Raw genomic sequence first — 22,793 nt, 5'->3', positions numbered from 1 at the left:
GTGGTTCCTCGTGGCTGTGGTGATCATCGGGACCCGCGCGCCCTCGGGGCTGTCGTGGTCATCGGTTGCCGTCCGCCGGCCGCAGCACCCTGCCCGCGACGGCCGCGCAGCACAGCAGGCCGACCGCCGACGCGGCCAGCGCCGGGCCGTCCCCCCACACCGTCCAGGCCGCGCCGAAGGCCAGCGAGCAGCAGAACCGGGCCAGCGCCTGGCTGGTGCCGACGATGGCGAGACCGCTGGCCCGCAGTTCCTCGGGCACGATGTCCGCGAGGGCGGCCGGGAGCACGCCGTCGGTGGCCGCGTAGAAGACGCCGTGCAGGGCGAGCACGAGGAAGGGGAGGGCCGGGGTGGCAGGGGCCCACAGGAGGAGGGCGTAACCGGTGAGCAGTGCCCCGTGCCCGGAGAGGAACACGGTGTGCCGTCCGACCCGGTCGGCCAGCGCGCCGAGGGGCACGGCCAGCAGCAGGAACACCAGTGCGGTGCCCAGCGGCAGGAGCGTGAACCACTGTTCGCCGATGCCGGCGCGCCGCTGCAGGAGCAGGTAGACGAAGGCGTCGCTGACGGTGGTCAGGCCGAGCAGCGCGGCACAGCCGGCGAGTGCTCGCAGGCGGGGCAGGCGCAGGAGCGCGAACGCTTCGCGGATACGCACGGGAGGCTTGCCGTCGGCGGCACCGGCTTCCGGCACCCCGGTGTCCGCCGCACCCGCCTCGCGAACCACACCAGGCTGCCGGCCCTCCGCCTCACTTGCCCGATCCGCTCGCGCAGCACGTCTCCTCCCCGGCACGAACAGCACCAGGACGACCACCCCGAGCACCGCCACGCACGCGCTCACGCCGAACACCGCGTCGTAGCCGTCGGCCGCCGCGCTCAGGATGAGGAAGGCGGCGAGGGGGCCGAGCATCGCTCCGGTGGTGTCCATCGCCCGGTGCACGCCGAAGGCCCGGCCCTGTTTCCCGGACGGTGTGGACAGGGAGATCATCGCGTCGCGCGGGGCGGTGCGCAGGCCCTTGCCGGTGCGGTCCAGGGCGAGGACCGTGCCGAGCGCGCCGATGCTGCTCACGAGCAGGAGCAGCGGTTTGCACAGCGCGGACAGACCGTAGCCGAGTCCGGCGAGCAGTTTGTGGTTGCGGATGCGGTCGGCGAGGTGGCCGCCGGTCAGTTGGACCAGTGCGCCGACGCCGTTGTAGACACCGTCGAGGGTGCCGAAGGCCAGCGGGCTGAAGCCGAGCGTGGTGACCAGGTACAGCGGCAGGACGGCGGTGACCATCTCCGAGGAGATGTCGGTGATCAGGCTGACCGTGCCCAGCACGAGCACGACCGGGGCGACCCCGGGACGTGGGCCGCGTCTTCGGCCCCGGTCGGTGCCCGCCCCCGCGGGCGCGGTGCGGTCGGTGAGGTACATGATCGGGAACTCCGGATCTGGTGCGCTTCAGTTCTGTCGGCTGCTCTCGTCCCGCAGCCAGGTGCCGAAGTCCTGTGCCCGGATGGCCTTCGCGGCCCCGCGCCGGGCGACAAGCGCCGCCGCGACGAAGACTACGACACCCGTGATCAGCCTCGGCTCGCCGCGGACCAGGGCGATCAGATCCGCCTTGCTCGTACGCGCCGAAGCCTCTTCCGGGCCCTGATGATGTTGTTCGACCTGGGCGGTGGACACCGCCGCCCGGATCCGCCGCTTGATCAGATCCGGCCATGTTCGAGGCGGTTGGACCACGACCTGGGCGGCGTCCACCACGAGCCGTTCCTCCGGCGCGAAGGCCAGGGACGCGGCCAGGTCGTCGGCCATCAGCGGCGGCAGCGCGGCGAGCCGGACGTGCCCGGCCTTGGAGACCGCGATGACGCCCCGGCCGAAGAGCCCCTCGCGTACGGCGGGCAGCCGCTGCCAGACCCGGTAGTAGGCGCGCACCCGCCAGGCACAGGAGGCCAGCGGAATGCGCCGTTCGGGCGCGGTGGCGAGGATGCCCGAGGCGTCGTCGTCCAGAGGCGCGGTCAGTGCCCGTACGTCGGCGCTCCCGATCACGACGTCGGCGTCCACATACAGGCGCGGGAAGCCGCGCGCGTGGTCGTCGCCCGCGCGCAGAGCGGCGTGCTTGGACGGCACGGGGATCTCGACCACCCGCACGCGTGGACCGCGAGCGGCCGCGATATGCGCGGTGTCGTCCGTACAGCCATTGCACACGACCACGATGTCTGTCTCGTCCTCCGGGGATTCGGCCAGAAGTGAATCGAGGAGCCGGCCGATGACTTGCGCCTCGTTGTGGGCCGGGATCACGATGCTCGTCACGTGGGCAGTATGCAGTCGATGTCACTAATGCGATGTGTGTTTCGTCCAACTGTTCCCGTGACTGCGTTCGGTGGTCTAGATTGAGGGCCGCCGAACCGGTTTGGGTGGGGAACATGAGACCCGAGCCGACATGTATGGGGACATGAGGCGGTTGGGGAACCGCTGAGGCTTCTTTTGTTTTCACCCGCCGATGTGCTGGGGGCGCATCGGCGTTCGGTCAGGGGTAACCGTGCACGTGTGGGGGGCGCATGACCATTGAGGTCACGCATGAGCAACAGCTTGTGGAACACAGCAGTCCACAAGGTCGCCGAAGACCTTGGGAACAGAAGTACCGGATCGTCCTGCTGGTCGCGGACAGCCTCGCCGCTGTTGCCGCGGCCTTCGTGATCCATGCGGCGTACGGTCGCTGGGCGGTGGCCCTGGTGCTGCCTCCGACGTGGATCGTGGCCATGGTCGCGCACCGCACCTACGACCGCAGCGCCCTGGGGCTGGGGACCGAGGAGTACCGACGGGTGCTCCGCGGAGCCGTGGCACTGCCGGCCCTCGCCGCGATCGCGCACTGGTCGTTCACCCACGATGCGGGCCTCCTTCATGACATGATCATGGCTGCGGTGCCGGCGGCTGCCATCGCCCTGCCGGCCCGGTACGCGCTCCGTCGCCGGCTGCACCGGCGATGGGCCAGGAACCGGGGCCGGAGCGCGACGCTCCTGGTCGGTCCGGCGCGCGGCGTCGCGGAGCTGGTCGCCGTGCTGCGGCGCGACGGTGTCCAGGAACTCCGGGCCGCCGGCGTGTGTCTGAGCGACCCCGGAAACGCCACGGAGGTCCGCAAGTTGGGGATCCCCGTCCTCGGTGGCGTGGACACCATGGACGACGTCATCCGGGCCATGGGCATCGGCACCGTGGTGGTGCTGCCCGCGCCCGAGTTCGATGCCTCCGTCCTGCGCCGGATGTCCTGGACGGCGGCCGCGCGGGGCGTCGACTTCCTGCTGGCCCCCGTCCTGGCCGACGTGTCCACCGCCCGGCTCGCGGTACGGCCCACCAACGGGGTGCCGCTGGTACGTATCCAGGCGCCGAACCTCTCCAGGACCTCGCGGCTGCCGAAGGAACTGCTGGATCGTTCCTTCGCGGCGGCGCTCCTGCTCCTGCTCGCCCTGCCCATGCTGGTGCTCGCCCTGATCGTCCGCCTGGACAGCACCGGGCCGGCACTCTTCCGGCAGCAGCGGGTGGGCCGGTACGGCGACCACTTCACCATGTTCAAGTTCCGTACCATGCGCCCCGATTCGGAGGCGCTGCGCGAGGAGCTGGAACACCTCAACCAGAACAGCGACGGTCTGCTGTTCAAGGTGAAGGGGGACCCCCGGATCACGCGGGTCGGATCCTTTCTGCGCCGCAGCTCGCTCGACGAACTGCCGCAGCTGATCAACGTGGTCAGGGGCGACATGTCACTCGTCGGCCCGCGCCCGCCGCTGCCCGAGGAGGTGGACGGGTATCCGGCGGAGGTCAGGCGCCGACTGCTCGTGAAGCCCGGCCTCACCGGGCTGTGGCAGGTCAGCGGCCGCTCGGACCTGCCCTGGGAGGAAGCGGTCCGGCTCGATCTCGCATATGTGGACAACTGGTCGACCAGCCTCGACCTGTCCATCCTGGCGCGCACCACGACAGCGGTGGTGCGCGGAACGGGGGCCTACTGATGGACCGAAGGAAGAGGAACCAAGTGACGCAGACCAGTGAGCCGTTGGGAGTCGCGGTCGTCGGGGCCGGCTACTGGGGCCCCAACCTCGTCCGCAACTTCCAGGCCGGCGAGCAGTTCCGGCTGCGCTATCTGTGCGACCTCGACGTGGACCGTGCCCGCCGGGTTCTCGGCGGCTACTCGACCGTCGAGGCCACCGCGGACTACGCGGCCGTACTCGCCGATCCCGAGGTGGCCGCCATAGCCGTGGCCACGCCCGCCGGAACCCACCTCGACATCGCCCTGGCCGCCCTGCGCGCCGGCAAACACGTCCTGGTGGAGAAGCCGCTCGCGGCGACGTACGCCGACGGGATGCGTCTGGTGGCCGAGGCGGAGGAACGCGGGCTCACCCTGATGTGCGACCACACCTACTGCTACACCCCCGCCGTGGGCCGCATCAGGGACCTGGTCCACTCCGGTGAACTCGGTGAGGTCCACTTCGTCGACTCGGTCCGCATCAACCTGGGGCTGGTCCAGAAGGACATCGACGTCCTGTGGGACCTCGCCCCGCACGACCTGTCGATCCTGGACTTCATCCTCCCCGAGGGCGTCGAGCCGGTCGCCGTCGCCGCCCACGGTGCCGACCCGATCGGCGCCGGACAGGCCTGTATCGCCTATCTGACGCTCACACTCAGCACCGGGGCCATCGCCCACGTACACGTCAACTGGCTGTCACCGACCAAGGTGCGGACCACCATGGTGGGCGGCTCCAAGCGCACCCTGCTCTGGGACGACCTCAACCCCCTCCAGCGGGTGTCCGTCTACGACCGGGGCGTGGACATGGCCGCACCGCAGGAGATCGGCGCGGACGAGCGCAGGGACATGCTCATCTCGTACCGCTCCGGAGACATGGTCGCGCCCGCGATCGGCGAGAAGGAAGCGCTGCGCAGCATGGTCGACGAGTTCGCCGACGCGATCAGGACAGGCCGCGCGCCGCTGACCGACGGCCGGGCGGGCCTCAGGGTGCTGGACATCCTCGAGGCGGCCTCGCGGAGCCTGGAGTTCAAGGGCGCGGTCGTCGGCCTGCGCGCCGGTCGTTGAGCGACATCCAACAAGCGATGCAATTCCCTGAGAGGGCACAGCAGTTGAGCAGCGTACGTGGCAAGAAGATCCTGGTCACCGGGGGAGCGGGCACCATCGGCTCCAACCTGGTCGACCTGCTGGCCGAGGCCGGCGCCCGCGAGGTCGTCGTACTCGACAACTTCGTGCGCGGGCGGCGGGCCAACCTCGCGCAGGCGCTGCCCAGCGGAGTCGTCGAGGTCGTCGAGGGTGACGTCCGGGACATCGACACCGTGAAGAAGGTCACCGAGGGCGCCGACCTGGTGTTCCATCTCGCCGCGATCCGCATCACCCAGTGCGCGGAGGAGCCGAGGCTCGCCAACGAGGTCCTGGTCGACGGCACCTTCAACGTGCTCGAGGCGGCGGCCGCGGCCGGCGTCGGCAAGGTGATCGCCTCCTCCTCGGCGTCCGTCTACGGCATGGCCGAGGTCTTCCCGACGACCGAGCGCCACCACGCGTACAACAACGACACGTTCTACGGCGCGGCGAAGGCCTTCAACGAGGGGATGCTGCGCAGCTTCCACGCCATGTACGGGCTCGATTACGTGGCCCTGCGCTACTTCAACGTATACGGCCCCCGGATGGACATCCACGGCCTGTACACCGAGGTGCTCATCCGCTGGATGGAGCGCATCGAGGCGGGCGAGCCGCCGCTCATCCTCGGCGACGGCACGCAGACCATGGACTTCGTCGACGTCCGCGACATCGCCAGAGCCAATGTGCTGGCCGCAGAGTCGGACGTCACCGACGAGGTCTTCAACGTCGCCAGCGGCACCGAGACCTCGCTGCGCGAACTCGCCGACGGCCTGCTGGAGGCGATGGGGGCCGAGGGTCTCGAGCCGGTGCACGGGCCCGCCCGCTCGGTGAACTCGGTGGTCCGCAGGCTCGCGGACACCTCGCAGGCCGCCGAACGGCTCGGCTTCACCGCCGAGATCGACCTGCGCACGGGGCTCAGGGACCTGGTCCAGTGGTGGCGCGCGGAGCGCTCCGCCGACCAGGAGGACGCCAAGTGAGCACCGACCGCATCCCCGTGATGATCCCCTGGCTCGGCGAGGAGGAGGCGCGCGCCGCCTCCGACGCGGTGCTGTCCGGATGGGTCGCCCAGGGCCCCCGGGTCGCCGCCTTCGAGAAGGCGTTCGCCGAGCGGGTGGGCGCCGAGCACGCCGTCGCGGTCAGCTCCTGCACCACCGCGCTGCACCTGTCGCTCGTCGCTCTCGGGGTGGGGCCCGGCGACGAGGTCGTGGTGCCGTCGCTGTCGTTCATCGCCACCGCCAACGCCGTACGGTACGTCGGCGCCGAGCCGGTGTTCGCCGATGTCGACCCGGTCAGCGGCAACCTGACGCCGGACACCGTGGACCAGGTCCGCACCCCGCGCACCAGGGCCGTCCTCGCCGTCCACCAGGGCGGCGTGCCGGCCGATGTGCACGCCCTGCGCGCCGCCTGCGCCGACTGGGACCTGCCGCTGGTCGAGGACGCGGCCTGCGCCATCGGCTCGACCGTCGGGGGGAAGCCCGTCGGCCACGGCGCGCTGCTGGCCGCCTGGTCCTTCCACCCCCGCAAGGTGGTCACCACCGGCGAGGGCGGCATGGTCACCACCGACGACGCCGAGTGGGCGGTCCGGCTGCGCCGGCTGCGCGAGCACGGCATGAACGCCTCGGCGGCGGAACGCCACGCGAGCAACAAGCCGGTGCTGGAAAGCTACCTGGAAGTCGGCTTCAACTACCGGATGACCGACGTGCAGGCCGCGATCGGCCTGGTCCAGCTCGGCAAGCTCGACGCGATGATCGCCCGCCGCCGTGAACTGGCCGCGCGCTACGACGCGTTGCTGCGCGACGTCCCCGGCCTCACCCCCGTCCGCGACCCCGGGCACGGGCAGAGCAACTTCCAGTCCTACTGGGTGCTGCTCGCCGAGTACTTCCCGGTCGGCCGGGACGACCTGCTCGCCGCGCTCTCCGACGCCGGAGTCTCCGCCCGGCGCGGGATCATGGCCGCGCACCTCGAACCGGCCTACGCGGACCACCCGAGCGTGCCGCTGCCGGTCACCGAGCGGATCAGCCGCGACTCGCTGATCCTGCCGCTGTTTCACACGATGACCGAGGCCCAGCAGGACCGAGTCGTCGCGGCACTGCGCGAGCAGGCCCGAAGATGAACGAACTGGTGATCGTCGGGGCGGGCGGCTTCGCCCGGGAGACCGCGCAGGCCGTACGGGACGCCGGCGATTTCACGCTGCTCGGGCACCTCGACGACAACGCCGACCTGCACGGCACCGACGTGGACGGGGTGCCCGTCCTGGGCGGCTGCGACCTGGTGAACGACCTGTCCGAGGCGCGGGTGGTGGTCTGCGTGGGCAACCCGCGCGACTACGCGGTCCGGGCCCGGCTGGTCCGCAGGTTCGGCCTGCCCGAAGGCCGCTACGCCACCGTGGTCCACCCGACCGCGGTGGTGTCGGCGACCTCCGAGGTCGGCCCCGGCTCGGTCCTGCTCGCGCACTGCGTCCTGACCGCCGCCGTGCGGGTCGGCGCGCATGTCGCGGTGATGCCGCAGGTCGTCCTCACCCATGACGACGTCGTCGAGGACTACGTGACGCTCACGTCCGGAGTCCGCCTGGGCGGGGGAGCACGGCTGGAGCGGGGCGCCTATGTGGGCTCCGGCGCTCTGGTCCGGGAGGGCACCACGGTGGGTGCCTGGTCACAGATCGGCATGGGGAGTGCCGTACTCGGTGACGTCCCGCCGGGCGAGATCTGGGTGGGGAGCCCGGCCCGGCGGCTGCGCGCGGCGGGGGAGCCGGCGCTGAACGAACTTGCCAACAGAACAGTGGGGGGACCGCTGACATGAACCAGATTCCGCTTGTGGACCTCAAGGCGGCCCACGAAGAGGTCGCCGACGAGGTCCGGGCCGGATTCGACCGGATCCTGGCGAACACCGCGTTCGTCGGCGGCGACGAGGTGCGCCGATTCGAGCGCGAATACGCCGACTTCGGCGACGTCGCCCACTGCGTCGGCGTCGCCAACGGTACCGATGCCGTCGAACTCGCCCTGCGCGCGAGCGGGGTGAACCCCGGCGACGAGGTCGTGGTGCCCGCCAACACCTTCATCGCCACCGTGGGCGCGGTCGCCCGCATCGGCGCGCGCCCGGTCCTGGCGGACTGCCTGCCCGACAGCCATCTCCTCGACCCTCAGAAGGCGTTGGACGCGATCGGCCCGGCCACCCGCGCGGTCGTGCCGGTCCACCTGTACGGGCAGATGGCCGAGGTGACCGACCTGGCCGCCCGACTGCCCGACGGGGTACGGGTCGTGGAGGACGCCGCCCAGTGCCAGGGCGCGACCCGCGACGGCCGGTCGCCGGGCAGCGGCACCGTCGCGGCCACGAGCTTCTACCCCGGCAAGAACCTCGGCGCCTACGGCGACGCCGGCGCGGTGCTGACCGACGACGAGGAACTCACCGGTCTGGTTCGGGCGATCGCCAACCACGGCGGGGTCGCCAAGTACCGCCATGACGTCCCCGGGTTCAACAGCCGCCTCGACGGACTCCAGGCCGTCGTCCTGCGGGCCAAGCTCAGGCGGCTGGCGGACGGCAACGCGGCCCGCCGGGCGGCCGCCGCCCGCTACGACGAGCTGCTCGCCGACCTGGCGGCCACCGGACAGGTCGTGCTCCCGACCACCGAGGCCGGCAACGTCCACGTCTGGCACCTGTACGTCGTCCAGGTCGACGGATCCGACCGCGACGACATCGTCGGCAAGCTCAACGCCGAGGGCATCGGTGCGGGCGTGCACTATCCCGCTCCGGTCCATCTCACCCCGGCGTACCGGCATCTCGGCCACGTCCCGGGCGACTTCCCGCACGCCGAGAAGGCGGCGGAGCGGATCCTGTCGCTTCCGCTCTACCCCCAGATCACCCCCGACCAGCAGCAACGGGTCGTGGCCGCGCTCGCCGAAGCGCTCCGAGGCTGATCGGTCCCCTCACCACACGCCTCACCCCCGACTTCCGGGTCGGTCCTGCACAGCACCGCTGAGAGGTACACATGAACAGATGGAGCAGACGGCTCCGGGGCGGCCGCCTCGCCGTCATAGCCGCGTTGATATGGGCGGTGCTCCCGCAGGCCGGGATCGCCCAGGCGGCTTCCGATCCTTGCGGAACGGGCTCGAACCCGATCGTCTGCGAGAACAGCAAGACGGGCAGCCCCAAGTCCGACTGGTTCTCGCCCAACGCCTACGGTGACATCAAGGGGTTCTCCACCAAGGAGAGCGTCCAGGCCGGAGACACCGTCCAGTTCAAGATCCAGTCGCCGGTCTCCTACCACGTCGAGATCTACCGCCTCGGCTGGTACGGCGGCGACGGTGCGCGCCTGATGTCGACCGCGGCCCAGGCAGCGGTGACCTACCCGGCCAACTACACGTCCAAGGCCGCCAGTTGCACCACCAAGGCCGCCACCGGCCTGGTCGACTGCGGCAACTGGCCCGTGACCGCGAACTGGACCGTGCCCAGTGACGCCGTGTCCGGCCTGTACATCGCGAACCTGACGCAGAACGACGGCGACGGCCTGATGCCGTACCCGTTCGTCGTCCGCAAGGACTCCAGCACCTCCGACGTCGTCGTGCAGACCAGCGACCAGACCTGGCAGGCGTACAACGACTACGGCGGCCAGGACCTCTACGGCGGCACCGGGCCCGCGCCCGACGGCCGCGCCTACGAGGTCAGCTACAACCGCCCGCTGGACATCGGCGGCGACAACGGCATCTACGGCTCCGAGTTCATGATGCTGTCCTGGCTGGAGCGCAACGGCTACGACGTCAGCTATCTCTCCGGCGTGGACGTGTCGACCAACGGCGCCACCCTGCTGAAGAAGCACAAGGTGTACATGTCCTCGGGCCATGACGAGTACTGGACGCAGAGCCAGTACAGCAACGTCCTGGCGGCCCGGAAGGCAGGCGTCCGGCAGGCCTTCTTCAGCGGCAACGAGGTGTTCTGGAAGACCCGTCTGACGCCCAGCATCGACGGCACCAGCACCGCCAACCGCACCCTGGTCTGCTACAAGATGACCAAGATGGCCCAGAACAACGGCATCGCCGACCCCAGCGGCGAGTGGACCGGCACCTGGATGGACCCCGCCAGCACGAACTACGGCCAGACCTACCAGCCGCCGAACATCCTCACCGGCTCCATGTTCACGGTGAACGGCTACCGCTCCGACGCCATCACCGTCCCCGGTTCGTACGGCAAGAACCGGCTGTGGCGGGGCACCTCCATCGCGAACCTCACGGCGAGCCAGACGGCCACCTTCCCGACCGGGACGCTCGGTTACGAGTGGGACAGCGACATCTCCAACAGCACCAGACCGGCCGGCGCGATCGACCTGTCGTCCACGACGGTGGACATCAACGACGGGAAGTACCGCCTCGACTGGGGCAACATGTACGGCAACGGCACCGCGACGCACAATCTCGTCGAGTTCCGCGACCAGGACTCCGGAGCCCTGGTGTTCGGGGCGGGAACCGTGCAGTGGTCGTGGGGCCTGACCAACCTGCCGACCTACGACCCCGCGGACACGGTGGTCACCGAGGACGCCCGTATGCAGCAGGCGACCGTGAACATCCTCGCCGACATGGGCGTCCAGCCGCTCACCCGGCAGAGCAACCTCGTCGCCGCCACGGCCTCCACCGACACCACCGGGCCGGCCGTCACCGTGACCAGTCCGGCCTCCGGGACCACCGTCCCGGCGCTGAAGCCGGTCACCATCAAGGGCACCGCCTCCGACTCCGGTGGCGTGGTGGCCCGCGTGGAGGTGTCCACGGACGGCGGGTCGACGTGGAACGCCGCCACCGGCCTCACGTCCTGGAGCTACACGTGGACCCCGACGACCCCGGGCTCGGCGTCGATCAAGGTCCGCGCGGTGGACGACAGCGTCAACATCGGCTCCACCACCACCGTCGCGCTCACCGTCGGCCCCCAGGCCTGCCCCTGCACCATCTGGCCGGCCTCGGCCGTCCCCGGCACCGTCAACGCGGGTGACGGCAGCTCCCTGGAGCTCGGCGTCAAGTTCCGTACCACGGTGGCCGGTTCGATCACCGGTGTCCGCTTCTACAAGTCGCCGGCCAACACCGGCACCCACACCGGCAGCCTGTGGAGCGCCTCCGGCACCCGTCTGGCCACCGGCACCTTCAGCAGCGAGACGGCCTCCGGCTGGCAGCAGCTGAACTTCTCCACCCCGGTGACCGTCAAGGCCAACACCACCTACGTCGCCTCGTACTTCGCCCCCAACGGCGGATACTCCTACGACGGCGGCTACTTCTCCGACAAGGCCGCGGGCCTCGCCCCGCTCACCGGACTCCAGTCCGGCACCGACGGCGGCAACGGCGTCTACCGCTACAGCTCGACCAGCGCCTTCCCGTCCTCGGCGTCCTCCGGCAGCAACTACTGGGTCGACGTGGTGCTGGACACCTCGACGGCCAGCACGACCCCGCCGGCCGTCACCTCCACCTCGCCGACGTCCGGCGCGACCGGTACGTCGATCACGGCACCGGTGTCGGCCGTCTTCGACCACGCCATCGACGTCGACAGCCTGACGTTCACCGTGAAGGACCCGGACGGCAACACCGTGCCGGGCACCAAGACGCTTCCCGCGTCGAACAAGGCGACCTTCACCCCGTCGACCGAGCTGGCACTGCACACCACGTACACCGCGTCCGTCCAGGCCTCCGACCTGTGGGGCAACGAAATGGCGGACCCAGTTACCTGGAGCTTCACCACCAGTTCCCAGCCGCCGGCGGTCACCTGCCCCTGCACCCTGTGGAGCGCCTCCGCCACCCCGGCCACCGCCGCCGTCACCGGTGACGGCAACTCGGTCGAACTCGGCACCCGGTTCATCTCCTCGGCGGACGGCTGGATCACCGGTGTCACGTTCTACAAGGGCGCGACCAACACCGGCACCCACACCGGCAGCCTGTGGTCCGACGACGGCACGCTGCTCGCCACCGGCACCTTCACCACCGAGTCGGCATCCGGCTGGCAGACGATGACCTTCGCCACCCCGGTGGCCGTCACCGCAGGCACCGCCTACGTCGCCTCCTACCACGCGCCGAACGGCAACTACGCGGTGGACGGTGGCTACTTCACGGCAGCCCACCAGTCGTATCCGCTCACGGCCACGGCCGACACCAGCGCCCACCACAACGGGCTCTACCGGTACGGCAGTTCGGCGGCCTTCCCGAACGGCTCCTACGGATCCGCGAACTACTGGGTCGGCCCGGTCTTCACCGCCGACGACCCGAGCGCGTCCCTGGCGACGGCCAACGCCTCGGAGGTGACAGCGTCCTCGCTGGCGCACACCGCCGACGCGACGAGCCCCCTCGTCACGACCCTGCCCGCCTCGACCAAGCTGTCGTCCGTCAAGGCGACCGTGACCATCCTGAGCGGCTCCAAGGCCGCCAAGAAGCTCCACGTCACGGCCGTCACCTCCTACAACAGGGCCACCCACAAGGTGTCCGTCCACCTGTCGTCCCCGCTGCCGGACGGCACCCGGTTCAAGGTCGGCGTCAAGGCCCGGGACAAGAAGGGCCACACGGTGAAGTCCCAGACCTGGACCCTGACCAGCAAGACGACCGTCCGCAAGAAGAAGAACTGACCGACCAGAACCCACCGGTGGTGGTCCGCGCCGAGCCCGGCGCGGACCGCCACCGGGGATTGGCTTCCCCACAGATGAGCACCGTCAGTGTTGTGATCCCCTGCTACAAGTACGGCCACTTCCTCGCCGACTGTGTCAGCAGCGTCCTGGACGAGCAGGACGGCGTCGACGTCCGGGTGCTCATCATCGACGACGCCTCGCCCGACGACTCGGCGGAGGTCGCGCAGAAACTGGCGGCCTCCGACCCGCGGATCGAGGTCCACGTCCACGAGACCAACAAGGGCCACATCGCCACGTACAACGAAGGCCTGCTGGACTGGGCCGACGGCGACTACGTGGCCCTCCTGTCCGCCGACGACCGGCTGGTCCCGGGCGCGCTGGTACGGGCGGCAGCCCTCCTCGACGCCCACCCGGAGGCGGGCTTCGCCTACGGGCGCCCCCTGCGCTTCCAGCACGGCGGCCCGCTGCCCGAGGCCCGTACCCGGAGCACCGGTTCGGTCGTCTACCCCGGCCACTGGTGGCTGGACCGGCGCTTTCGCGAAGGCACCGGCTGCATCACCTCGCCGGAGGTCGTCGTGCGCACCAGCCTCCAGCGCACCGTCGGCGGCTACGACCCCGCGCTGCCCCACGCCGGCGACATCGAGATGTGGATGCGGCTCGCCGCGCACGCCGACGTGGGCTACATACGGGGCGCCGACCAGGCCTTCTACCGCGTCCACGGCAAGAACATGTCCACCGTCGACTTCGGCGGCCAACTGGACGACCTGCGCCAGCGGCTCGTGGCCTTCGACTCGGTGCTCACCAAATGCGCCGACCGGCTGCCCGACGCCGACCGCCTGGCCGACCAGGTCCACACCCGGCTCGCCCGCTTCGCGCTGCGCCGCGCCTACCGGGCCTACGACCGGGGACGTACCGCCGTCGTCCCGGTCGACGAGTGCGTCGCGTTCGCCGAGGAGTGCCTGCCCGGCTACCGGGCCCTGCCCGAGTACCGTGCGCTGCGGCTCAGACGGCGGATCGGCCCCCAGGCCATGCCGTACCTTCAGCCGCTGGTGTGGTCGGCCGTGGCCGAACGTGGGCGCGAGTGGCTGTGGTGGGAGTCCTGGAAGCGCCGCGGAATCTGATGAACCACCCGTTCCCCTCAGCTCACCACGGGCACCGGCTCGGTGCGACGGCGCCGGCCCGGAGCGTCCTTGCGGCGGCTCAGCAGATACCGGTCGAGCCACAGCGCGCCGACGATGCCGCCCGCCGCGCCCAGCAGGGCCGTACCGGCCAGCCCCCGCATCTTGTCGCCCTGCACCTGGGCGGCGCTCGGGGAGGTCAGGACGGTCGCGGTGATCCGCGCCCCCGCGGGGACCTTCTCGGCCTTCTGTACCGCGTCCACGTGCCGGGTGTAGACGTCGATGATGCGGCTCACCGCCGTCACCGCGGCCTCGGCTCCGGACGCCTGCGACTGCACCTGCAGGGAGGGGATCAGGTAGCGGGGCGTCGCGCTGGTGCCGCTGTTGCGGGGGACGAGATGGTAGGACCCGTGCACGCCCGCCGCCTTCAACTCCTTGGTTCCCGCGGGCGATTCAAGCTGCCGTACGACGCCGTAGGAGAGCACGGCGAGGGGCGGCTGGAGATTGGTGAGCTGGTTGGGCTGGTTCTGCGTCACCGGCGGCTTGAGCACCACCACCGCGGAGCCGACGTACTGAGGAGTGGGGCGCACCACGTGGTAGGCCCCGGCAGCCGTCAACAGCAGCGCCGCCACCAGGACGTACCAGCGGCGGAGCAGCGCATCGGCGACGTTCCCGGGCGACATGTGAGTTCCTTCCGTCGCCCCCGATACTGGCAGGACATGTGGCCGGATGCCACCGAAAGGAGGAATGGTTCGTGAGCATTGGTGAGATATGGGCCATTCTGTGCCGACGGTGGTACTTCATGGTGCCCTTCACCGTGCTGAGTCTGCTCGGCGGCGCTTATCTGTACGAGACCGTCCCGGTCTCCTACCAGTCGCAGAGCTCGGTCGCGCTGCTGGACTCCTCGGCCGTCGCCCGGCTGGCCCCCACCTTCGGCAACCCCATCTCGAACGCGGGCGGTTCGCTGATCGTCACGGCCGACGTGCTGATCAGGACCCTCGAATCGAGCGACGCGGCCAAGGAGCTGCACAGCAGGGGCGTCACGGACCCGTACACCTCCGGGTTCGCCCCGGACAGCGAGAGCCCGCTGCTCGTGCTCAGTGTCACCGGGACCGACCGGGCGAAGGTGCTCAAGGAGACCGACATCCTGACCGCCTTCGCGGGCGAGCAGCTCGACGCCCTCCAGGCCGCCGCCAAGGTGCCGCCCGCGTATCTCGTGCAGACGGCCCCCGTGGTCCTGCCGCAGACCCCGGTGGCGGAGTCCAAGAACCGTTACCAGGGCATCGCGGCCGTCGTCATCCTGGGTGTCGTCAGCGCGTTCCTGCTGTCGATCCTGGTGGAGGGCGTCACGGTGGTGCGCCGCCGCCGGAAGGCCCCCGCCCGGCCGCGTCAGGCCCCCGCCCGCGAACGGGTGAGCTGGCTGAACCGCCGCGTCGACGCCACCGCGATCCTCACCGTCTATCTGGCGCTGGCCTTCTTCATCCCCTCGAACCTGGCCCTGCCCGCGCTCGGCGGCGTCGGCACCCCGGCCAACGTCTTCGCCCTGCTCGGCCTGTTGTGGTACCTCGCGACCTGGCTGGGCGGCCGGATCCTGCCCGCGCCGGGGACCAGGTTCGTGCGCGTCTCGATGTGCGTGCTCGGCACGGCCGTCCTCATGGCCTACATCGCGGACGCGATGCGCGAGAGCTCGCACCAGGAGGTACTCGGGGCCGACCGCGGGCTCATCGGATACCTGGTGTGGGTGTCGCTCGTCGTCCTGACCTCGGCGGCCATGCAGGAACGCGGGCGGCTGGACGTCCTGATGCGTCGGGTGGTCGTCCTGGCGTCCGTCGTCGCCGCGATCGGCTTCTACGACTTCTTCGCGGCCACCAACATCGCCGACTCCATCCACATCCCCGGCCTGCAGACCAGCGTGGCCCAGGTGAGCGCCATGGACCGGGGCGCCTTCACCCGGCCCCGGGCCACCACGGCCCAGCCGCTGGAGTTCGCCGGCATGCTGGCGATCCTGCTGCCCTTCGCGATCCAGCAGGCCTTCGATCCCGTACGACGTCACCGCCACGTCCTGCGCCGCTGGGCCCCGGTGGTGCTCATGGGCGGTGCGCTGCCCCTGTCCGTGTCACGGACCTCCATCATCGGGCTGCTGCTGGTGGCCCTGGTGATGGTGCCGCGCTGGAAGCCGGCCCGGCGCTGGGCCGCGATCGGCGTGATGACGGCCTCCGTGGCCGTCTTCAAGGTGCTCGTCCCCGGACTGATCGGCACGATCACGGGTCTGTTCGCGTCGTTCCTGTCCAACTCCGACAGCAGCACCCAGGCCCGTACGGTCAAGTACAGCGCGATCGTGCCCTATCTGAAGGAACACCCGCTGTTCGGGCGGGGCTTCGGCACCTTCACCCCGGACCTGTACTTCTTCACGGACAACCAGTACATGCTGACCCTGGCCGAGATGGGGGCGCTCGGACTCGTCGCCCTGCTCGTCCTGTTCATCACCGGCATCCACCACGGCGGCGCCATCCGCCGACTCGCCCGCACCGAGTCCGACCGTGAACTCGGGCAGGCGTTCTTCGCCTCGTCGCTGGTCGCCCTGGTCAGCAGCGCGACCTTCGACTCGCTGAGCTTCCCCATGTTCGCCGGCATGTTCTTCCTGGTGCTGGGGGCGGGGGGCAGCTATCTCGGCTTCGTCCGGCGCGAGGCGGCCGCCGCCGCGGCCCCGGCCGCCCCTCGCAAGGTCTCCGAAGACCGGCTTCCCCAACTCGTGGAGTCCCGTTGAGCCCCGTCGCCGTCATCGTCGTCACCTGGAACAGCGCCAAGGTGCTCCCCGGGTTCCTCGCCGCGCTCCCGGAGGGCATGGCCGGCCTCGACTGGCGGCTGGTCGTCGCCGACAACGACTCCGCCGACGACACCGTCGAGGTCCTCCACGAGCTGGCCCCCGAGGCCACCGTCGTACAGACCGGCCGCAACGCCGGGTACGCGGCCGGCGTCAACGCGGCGCTGAAGGCCGTCGGCGAGCACGGGCCGGCCCTGATCTGCAACCCGGACATCCGGATGCGGCAGGGCTGCGCCAAACGCCTCGTCGACAGTCTCGGCGACGGCGTCGGGATCGCCGTACCCCTTCTGTACGAGGAGGGCCGGGACACGCCCCATTACTCACTGCGCCGGGAGTCGAGCGTGCTCCGGGCTCTCGGCGAGGCCGTCATCGGCAACCGTCGGGCCGGACGCTTCCCGCGGCTGAGTGAACTCGTCACCGACCCCGGCGCGTACCGGCGGCCGACACGCGCGGACTGGGCGACCGGCGCGCTCATGGCGATCGCGGCCGACTGCCGGGCCGCCTGCGGTCCGTGGGACGAGTCCTTCTTCCTCTACTCGGAGGAGACCGAGTACTGCCTGCGGGCACGGGATCTGGGCTACGCCACGCAGCTGGAGCCGTCGGCCGAGGCCGTGCACCTCGGGGGCGACTCCCAGGTGTCGCCCCGGCTGTGGACCCTGCTCACCCTCAACCGGGTGCGGTTGTACGGGCGACGCCACGGGGCTGTCGCGACAGCGTCCTTCCGGGGCGCCGTGTTCCTGCGCGAGGCGTCCCGGGCCGCCTTCGGCAGACGCGCCAGCCGCGCGGCGGCCGGCGCCCTGCTCCGGCCGGGCGCGCTGCGAGCCGCCGCTCAGCCGGACCACGTCGTGTAGAAACTCCCGGGGTTCACCAGATACCGCACGGTGGCGTGCGGCACATGGCGTACGACATGATCACGGCTGTAGCGGTACACGAGCTCCCAGTCCTCGCGCGGAAGCACCTCCGGTGTCCTGCGCAGACGGCTGAAGTGCAGCGAACCGTCGCGTCGCGCGACGAACGCGTTGGTGTCCAGGAAGGACTCCCGGGCGGCCCGACGGCGGTCGAACTCCACGGACAGGACGTCCCGTTCGGTGCCGTCCGGCAGGACCCGGCGCAGTGCGGTGTAGACACCCGCGGGGCCGTCGGGAGCCTCCAGGACAGCCAACGCCCGTTCCAGATGGTCGGGTTCCCACCGGTTGTCGTCGTCCAGGAACGCCACGTACCGCGACCGGGTGAGGCGGATGCCGACATTGCGCACGACGCCCGCCACGGCGGTGTTGCGCGTCAGGGAGACCGCGAACAGGCGTGGATCGTCCGGGAGTTCGGGGAGTCCCGCGCCGTCGTCGACGACGATGACGACCTGGTCGCGAACCGTCTGGGCCAGCGCCGAGGCGATCGCCGCGCGCAGCGCGTCGGGGCGCCGGTGGGTGGCGATGACGGTGGCGACCAGGGCCTCGGGCACGGGCCCGAGGGCAGCCACCAGCCGGCGGGTCTCGGCGTTCTCGAGACGGCGCAGCCGCGCCGCGGACGCCATGAGCAGGACCTTGTTGCGCAGCTCGAAGAGGACCAGCCAGCCGAAGGCGCCCTTGAGGAGCTCCCAGGGGGCGCGGGCGATGCGTCGCATGACTCTCTTCCTCAGCCTGCCGGTTCGGGGGTGATGGGGGTGCCGTCGGAGAACCGGTTGCCGCGCCAGACGTTGCCCGCGCCGCCCGCGTTCCAGGCGGTGACGGCTCCGTAGACGCCGGAGTAGCGGTGGTACCGGGTGGAGAACACGTTGTTCGTGACGGTGATCCCGGTGGCGCCGTCACCGCCGCCGTAGAGGGCGTAGGCGCCCCCGGCCAGCAGGTTGCCGTCGATGACGGTGTTGGAGACGTGCCCGGTGTCGGCGAACAGGCCGACGGCGGCGGACGCCCCCTGGTCGACGGGGACCGCGTTGAGCAGGGTGTTGTGCCGGATCACCAGCGTGCCGTCGCTGCCGCCGCCGCTGATCACCGCGTCGGTGTGCTGCCATTCGCCGCCGTTGTTGCGGAAGGGGACCAGGCCGTGGACGTAGTTGTCGTGGAGGTTCCCCTGGCCCATCGACAGGGCGTTGCCGAACACGGAGATGTCGCACCAGCCGACCTCGATCGAGCTGCTGCCCATGTTGGAGACGGCGTAGTTCACGCCCCCGTTGTCGGGACCCTTGCCCGGCACCGCGGTGATGGTGGTGTGCAGGACCCTCAGCCCGCTGTGGCCGGGACGCAGGTTGATGCCCCACCAGTTGGTGGAGGTGATCCTGCTGTCGATGACCGTCACGTTGTTCGCGTAGATGTCGAGCGAGCCGGTGATGTCCTGGCCCCTGATGACGGCCCCGTCGGTCGTGACGCTCATGTTCCCGGCGGCGCGGGGCTTGAGCCGCAGGCGGGGGCCGGTGGTCCCGGCGTTCGGGAAACCGGCGTCCGGGGGCGCGGCGATGGTGGCCGGGGCGGTGCCGGGAGAACGGGGCGGCGCGGACGGCTTGGGCCTGTGGGTGGGCGTCGAGATACGGGGACTCACGGAGGCCGGGGCGCTCGCGGACGGCGTGGGGTCGGCGGCGGCCGAGGGCGTTCGCGTGGGCGTCGGCTCGGCGCGGTCTGCCTTTTCCCCTCCCGAGGAGCAGGCGGCCGTCAGTAAAAGCGCCAGGCCGACGAGCAGTCGGCGGAGCGTGGTCATACGGTCTCCGGGGTCCGGGAGCCGAGCAGGAAGCGGCGGCTGGGCAGCACGCACACCACGTAGCAGGCCAGGGAAGTCGTGCCGACGAGGAACAGGGCGAGGGTGCCGTCGCCGAGCAGCCGCTTGGCGCCGAGGAGTACCACCGTCATCGCCACACCCCCGAGGAAGGGCCAGGCGCAGGCCCTGGTGATGTGGCCGAGGCCGATCCCGGCGCGGGAGAGCGCGTAGAGGAACACCGGGACGACGAGCCCCGCGCCGACCAGGACATGGCCCTGGGAGACGCCGACGATGCCGTTCATGCGGGAGCCGACGATCAGGACGGGGACGAGGGCGGCGACCCACAGTCCCTGCACGAGGATGAGCGAGCGGCGCTGTCCGACCGCGACGAGACAGTCGTAGGCGAGTTCACAGACGATACGGATCAGGCCCAGGGCCATCAGCCACGGCAGCGCCTCGGCGGCGGGCAGCCATTTGCCGCCGTAGACGAGGTGGATGACCGGGGCCGCGAGTCCGCCCAGCAGGACGCACAGCGGCACGGTGCCGGTGACCAGGACCCCCAGGGCGCGGCCGAAGCCCTGGGCCAGGGCCTGCGGGGAGTCGGCCAGGCGGGAGAAGCCCGCGAAGGAGACGCGGCGGGCCGCCTCGGAGATGACGCGTACCGGCCAGCCGGACATGTTGAACGCCAGGACGTAGAAGCCGAGCGAGATCTGTCCGAGGGAGGAGCCCACGACCATGGTGTCCACGTTGACGACGGCGAGGGCGAGCAGGCTCGCGCCGGCCAGGGGGAGCCCGAACTTCAGCAGGGCACGGGCCTGTTCGGGATCCCAGCCGAACCGCAGGGTGCCGGGGACGGCCACGGCGCAGCCGACGAGCGCGGCGATGTTGCCCACGACCGCGCCGACGGCGAAGCTCATCGCCCCCCAGCCGGAGAAGGCCAGCAGCAGGGTCACGGCGGTGCTGAGGACGAAGTTGAGCGCGTCGATGACCATGCGCCTGCCCTGGGCGAACTCCCGGGTCAGGATGCCGGCGGGCACATGCGCCACCGCGTCGATCACCAGGCACAGGCACATCACCCTGAGGACGCCCGAGGCGTCCGGCGAGCCGAGCAGTCCGGCCACCGTCGGCGCCGAGACGAACAGGGCGATGTACAGCAGGCCGCTGGACAGGACGCTCAGGGTCAGCACGGTCGGCGCGAAGCGGCGCGGGTCGCCCTCCCAGCGGATGATGGCGAGACCCACGCCCAGTTCGTTGGCGGAGAGCAGGACCAGGAGGACGGTCTGGGCGATGCCGTAGACGCCCCACTCCGCGGGCCCGAGGGCGAACCGCGCCAGCAGGATGCCGGTGGCGAAGTTGCCCAGGCGCATGACCACGGTGTTGATCAGGCTCCAGCGGGCCGCGGAACGGACCTTCCTGCCGAGGGAGGCAGGAGCGGGAGACGACGGGCTCTCGCCCGCCTCAGGTCTCTCGCTGTCCGGTGTGCGAACGCTGTCCATGTGTCGACTCCTCGTCGAGCGCCTCGGCGGCGGGCGCCACGGTCATGACGTTCCGTCCGGCCCTGAGGCCTTCGGCGCGCGTCTTCTCGGCGGACCGCGACCAACTGGGCGGCGTCCTGAGGGCCATCGTCTGCTCGGCGACCGACTCCTTCGCCCCGGTCACCGGCTCGGGCTCGGCGGCCGGCTGCGCGGGTTCGTTCTCCCGCACCGCCGGACGCGGCCGCCGGCGCGCCTCCACGTAGAAGGTGGCGATCAGGCTCAGGACCAGACCCAGACCCCCGGCCATGATCATGTACTCGAGCCGGGTCTTGGTCTGCGCCATCGGGTTCTGCGGGGCCACGATCGTCATCATGCGGATCCTGGCGTTCTCGGTGACCGACTGCTGCTTCTGGAACTCCACCAGACGCTCGTCGGCGTACTCGGTGAGCAGGCGGTCCGACTTCAGTACGGCCTTCTTGTCCGTGCCGGTCACCGTGAGCCACATGAGCGGACCCTGGGCGTTGTCGGCGAGCTTGGCCTCGAACGTGCCGGTGGCGCCCCGGGACTTGAGCTCCCGGAGGGAGACATCGGAGTTGAGGTTGCGGGCCAGGCTGTCGGCCATGCCGGTCAGCGAGGTCTGGGTGCTGAGGAAGGGGTTGCCGTCGTAGGCCTTGGTCGCCTTCTCGGAGTTCAGCAGGACCACCGTGCTCTGCGACTGATAGGTGACCGGGACCGTCAGTGCCACGGCCACCGTCAGGCCGATCGTCAGCAGCAGCCCCGGCAGCAGGATGTACCAGCGCCTGCGCATCACCCGGAAGATCTCAGCGAGATCCATGGTGGTCCCCCCTCGCGCCCAAACGTTCGACGAGCATATGTTGCAAGCGGATCATATGGGGAACGTTCGATCGGTGGGCCTCGGTCGTGTGTTCGCCGTGCCTCCCTCCAGCAGGACCTCGGCGATCCGGTCACTGGCGTGGCCGTCCCAGAGCTCGGGCCGGCGTGGCGCGGGAGGCGCGTCGAGCACCCGGCTCACGACGGACACGATCCGGGCCGGGTCCCGGCCGGCCAGCACATTGGTGCCCTGCTCGACGGTGATGGGCCGCTCGGTGTTGTCCCGCAGGGTCACGCAGGGCACGCCGAGCGCGGTGGTCTCCTCCTGGATTCCGCCCGAGTCGGTCAGGACGATCCGGGCGGCGTCCTGCAGGGCGATGAAGTCCAGGTAACCGGCGGGCGGCACCAGTTGGATGCCGCCGGGTACGCCGATCTCGGCCAGCCGGCCGGCCGCGCGCGGATGCACGGGCAGCAGCAACGGCAGCCGGCCGGCGATCTCGCCGAGCGCCTTCAGCAGCCCGGCGAGGATCTCGGGGTCGTCCACGTTGGCCGGACGGTGCAGGGTGACCAGGCCGAACCCGCCCCTGGTCAGGCCGTACCGGTCGAGAACGTCCGACGCCCTGGCCCGCTCCAGGTTGGTCAGCAGTGTGTCGATCATGACGTTGCCGACGAGGTGGACCTGGTCGTCCCGGTACCCCTCCGCGCGCAGGTTCTCCACGGCGTCGGGGGAGGGGGCCAGCAGATAGTCGCTGACGCGGTCGGTGGCGACCCGGTTGACCTCCTCCGGCATGCTCCAGTCCCGGCTGCGCAGCCCGGACTCGACATGGGCGAGCAGCGGCCCCGCCTTCGCGGTGACCAGGGCGCAGGCCAGGGTGGAGTTGATGTCGCCGACCACGACGACGATGTCCGGGGCGAGTTCGCCGAGCAGGGGCTCGAACGCGGTCATCACGCGTCCGGTCTGCTCGGCGTGGCTGCCCGAACCGACCCCGAGGAAGCGGTCGGGCGGGCGGATGCCCAGGTCGGCGAAGAACACGTCGTTCATGGCCGGGTCGTAGTGCTGGCCGGTGTGGACGAGGATCACCTCGGCGCCCCGGCTCTCCAGGGCGTCCATCACCGGTTTGATCTTCATGTAGTTGGGGCGGGCCCCGGCGACGCAGACGATGCGCGGCATGG

The 22,793-nt window shown here is 70.8% G+C and carries 18 protein-coding genes; 10 read left to right on the top strand and 8 right to left on the bottom strand.

Going from position 1 to position 22,793, the window contains the following annotated elements; all coding sequences use genetic code 11:
• Positions 1-58: 58 nt before the first annotated feature.
• Both OG841_RS06850 and OG841_RS06845 read right to left on the bottom strand, forming a co-directional pair.
• Positions 59-1,402 (bottom strand): MFS transporter, encoded by a 1,344-nt coding sequence (locus tag OG841_RS06850; protein WP_328642278.1) that lies wholly within the window; start codon positions 1,400-1,402, stop codon positions 59-61.
• Positions 1,403-1,429: 27 nt separating this feature from the next.
• Positions 1,430-2,281, bottom strand: coding sequence for a glycosyltransferase (locus OG841_RS06845; RefSeq protein WP_328642279.1), 852 nt, complete (start codon positions 2,279-2,281; stop codon positions 1,430-1,432).
• 248 nt (positions 2,282-2,529) lie between these two features.
• On the opposite strand from OG841_RS06845, the gene OG841_RS06840 reads away from it, so the two are divergent.
• From OG841_RS06840 to OG841_RS06805, 8 genes are all read left to right on the top strand, one after another.
• Positions 2,530-3,969: a sugar transferase gene (locus OG841_RS06840; RefSeq protein WP_328642280.1), complete on the top strand. Its 1,440-nt coding sequence runs from the start codon at positions 2,530-2,532 to the stop codon at positions 3,967-3,969.
• 23 nt (positions 3,970-3,992) lie between these two features.
• Positions 3,993-5,048 (top strand): Gfo/Idh/MocA family protein, encoded by a 1,056-nt coding sequence (locus tag OG841_RS06835; protein ID WP_328642281.1) that lies wholly within the window; start codon positions 3,993-3,995, stop codon positions 5,046-5,048.
• Positions 5,049-5,092: 44 nt separating this feature from the next.
• Entirely contained in the window at positions 5,093-6,079 is a 987-nt protein-coding gene (locus OG841_RS06830) for an SDR family NAD(P)-dependent oxidoreductase (protein ID WP_328642282.1), read from the top strand.
• A complete protein-coding gene (locus OG841_RS06825) occupies positions 6,076-7,215 on the top strand; it encodes a DegT/DnrJ/EryC1/StrS family aminotransferase (protein WP_328642283.1) in 1,140 nt (379 codons plus the stop codon). The genes OG841_RS06830 and OG841_RS06825 overlap by 4 nt, the downstream gene beginning before the upstream one ends.
• The gene (locus OG841_RS06820; protein ID WP_328642284.1) at positions 7,212-7,901 is read left to right on the top strand and encodes an acetyltransferase; all 690 of its coding nucleotides are present in this window, start codon (positions 7,212-7,214) and stop codon (positions 7,899-7,901) included. The genes OG841_RS06825 and OG841_RS06820 overlap by 4 nt, the downstream gene beginning before the upstream one ends.
• On the top strand, positions 7,898-9,016 hold the full coding sequence (locus tag OG841_RS06815; RefSeq protein ID WP_328642285.1) for a DegT/DnrJ/EryC1/StrS family aminotransferase: 1,119 nt from the start codon (positions 7,898-7,900) through the stop codon (positions 9,014-9,016). The genes OG841_RS06820 and OG841_RS06815 overlap by 4 nt, the downstream gene beginning before the upstream one ends.
• A 71-nt stretch (positions 9,017-9,087) precedes the next feature.
• Positions 9,088-12,687 carry a DUF4082 domain-containing protein gene (locus tag OG841_RS06810; RefSeq protein WP_328642286.1) on the top strand — a complete coding sequence of 1,200 codons (3,600 nt, stop codon included), beginning with the start codon at positions 9,088-9,090 and terminating at the stop codon, positions 12,685-12,687.
• A 74-nt stretch (positions 12,688-12,761) separates the two neighbouring features.
• Complete coding sequence (locus OG841_RS06805) at positions 12,762-13,808, top strand: glycosyltransferase family 2 protein (protein WP_371564023.1); 1,047 nt, start codon at positions 12,762-12,764, stop codon at positions 13,806-13,808.
• 17 nt (positions 13,809-13,825) lie between these two features.
• Here the strand turns inward: OG841_RS06805 and OG841_RS06800 are convergent, their stop codons facing one another.
• On the bottom strand, positions 13,826-14,488 hold the full coding sequence (locus tag OG841_RS06800) for a hypothetical protein (protein WP_328642288.1): 663 nt from the start codon (positions 14,486-14,488) through the stop codon (positions 13,826-13,828).
• A gap of 71 nt (positions 14,489-14,559) precedes the next feature.
• Between OG841_RS06800 and OG841_RS06795 the strand changes: the two genes are divergently transcribed.
• Both OG841_RS06795 and OG841_RS06790 read left to right on the top strand, forming a co-directional pair.
• Complete coding sequence (locus OG841_RS06795; RefSeq protein ID WP_371564020.1) at positions 14,560-16,572, top strand: O-antigen ligase family protein; 2,013 nt, start codon at positions 14,560-14,562, stop codon at positions 16,570-16,572.
• On the top strand, positions 16,569-17,480 hold the full coding sequence (locus tag OG841_RS06790; RefSeq protein WP_328642290.1) for a glycosyltransferase family 2 protein: 912 nt from the start codon (positions 16,569-16,571) through the stop codon (positions 17,478-17,480). Before OG841_RS06795 ends, OG841_RS06790 begins: the two co-directional genes overlap by 4 nt.
• On the opposite strand, the gene OG841_RS06785 is transcribed toward OG841_RS06790, so the two are convergent.
• Genes OG841_RS06785 through wecB form a run of 5 tightly spaced genes read right to left on the bottom strand, consistent with a single transcriptional unit; the run spans position 17,459 to position 22,791 of the window.
• Positions 17,459-18,250, bottom strand: coding sequence for a glycosyltransferase family 2 protein (locus OG841_RS06785; RefSeq protein ID WP_371564018.1), 792 nt, complete (start codon positions 18,248-18,250; stop codon positions 17,459-17,461). The two genes, OG841_RS06790 and OG841_RS06785, sit on opposite strands and share 22 nt — an antisense overlap.
• 11 nt (positions 18,251-18,261) lie before the next feature.
• The gene (locus tag OG841_RS06780) at positions 18,262-19,317 is read right to left on the bottom strand and encodes a hypothetical protein (RefSeq protein WP_371564016.1); all 1,056 of its coding nucleotides are present in this window, start codon (positions 19,315-19,317) and stop codon (positions 18,262-18,264) included.
• Positions 19,314-20,810 (bottom strand): oligosaccharide flippase family protein, encoded by a 1,497-nt coding sequence (locus OG841_RS06775; protein WP_371564014.1) that lies wholly within the window; start codon positions 20,808-20,810, stop codon positions 19,314-19,316. Before OG841_RS06775 ends, OG841_RS06780 begins: the two co-directional genes overlap by 4 nt.
• Complete coding sequence (locus tag OG841_RS06770; RefSeq protein ID WP_371564012.1) at positions 20,773-21,624, bottom strand: Wzz/FepE/Etk N-terminal domain-containing protein; 852 nt, start codon at positions 21,622-21,624, stop codon at positions 20,773-20,775. The genes OG841_RS06775 and OG841_RS06770 overlap by 38 nt, the downstream gene beginning before the upstream one ends.
• 51 nt (positions 21,625-21,675) lie before the next feature.
• Complete coding sequence (wecB, locus tag OG841_RS06765; RefSeq protein WP_328642295.1) at positions 21,676-22,791, bottom strand: non-hydrolyzing UDP-N-acetylglucosamine 2-epimerase; 1,116 nt, start codon at positions 22,789-22,791, stop codon at positions 21,676-21,678.
• Positions 22,792-22,793 lie beyond the last annotated feature (2 nt).

The organism is Streptomyces canus (genome assembly GCF_041435015.1).
Classification (GTDB): Bacteria; Actinomycetota; Actinomycetes; order Streptomycetales; family Streptomycetaceae; genus Streptomyces; species Streptomyces canus_G.
The sequence above is the reverse complement of the archived record's forward strand: the minus strand, read 5'-3'. Positions and strand labels throughout refer to the sequence as shown.

Bases quoted from the DNA above. Each gene is read 5' to 3' on its own strand.
- OG841_RS06840 (WP_328642280.1), top strand. From the start codon at position 2,530: ATGACCATTGAGGTCACGCATGAGCAACAGCTTGTGGAACACAGCAGT.
- wecB (WP_328642295.1), bottom strand. From the start codon at position 22,791: ATGCCGCGCATCGTCTGCGTCGCCGGGGCCCGCCCCAACTACATGAAG.
- OG841_RS06780 (WP_371564016.1), bottom strand. From the start codon at position 19,317: ATGACCACGCTCCGCCGACTGCTCGTCGGCCTGGCGCTTTTACTGACG.
- OG841_RS06770 (WP_371564012.1), bottom strand. From the start codon at position 21,624: ATGGATCTCGCTGAGATCTTCCGGGTGATGCGCAGGCGCTGGTACATC.
- OG841_RS06785 (WP_371564018.1), bottom strand. From the start codon at position 18,250: ATGCGACGCATCGCCCGCGCCCCCTGGGAGCTCCTCAAGGGCGCCTTC.
- OG841_RS06800 (WP_328642288.1), bottom strand. From the start codon at position 14,488: ATGTCGCCCGGGAACGTCGCCGATGCGCTGCTCCGCCGCTGGTACGTC.
- OG841_RS06820 (WP_328642284.1), top strand. From the start codon at position 7,212: ATGAACGAACTGGTGATCGTCGGGGCGGGCGGCTTCGCCCGGGAGACC.
- OG841_RS06815 (WP_328642285.1), top strand. From the start codon at position 7,898: ATGAACCAGATTCCGCTTGTGGACCTCAAGGCGGCCCACGAAGAGGTC.
- OG841_RS06775 (WP_371564014.1), bottom strand. From the start codon at position 20,810: ATGGACAGCGTTCGCACACCGGACAGCGAGAGACCTGAGGCGGGCGAG.
- OG841_RS06810 (WP_328642286.1), top strand. From the start codon at position 9,088: ATGAACAGATGGAGCAGACGGCTCCGGGGCGGCCGCCTCGCCGTCATA.
- OG841_RS06850 (WP_328642278.1), bottom strand. From the start codon at position 1,402: ATGTACCTCACCGACCGCACCGCGCCCGCGGGGGCGGGCACCGACCGG.
- OG841_RS06805 (WP_371564023.1), top strand. From the start codon at position 12,762: ATGAGCACCGTCAGTGTTGTGATCCCCTGCTACAAGTACGGCCACTTC.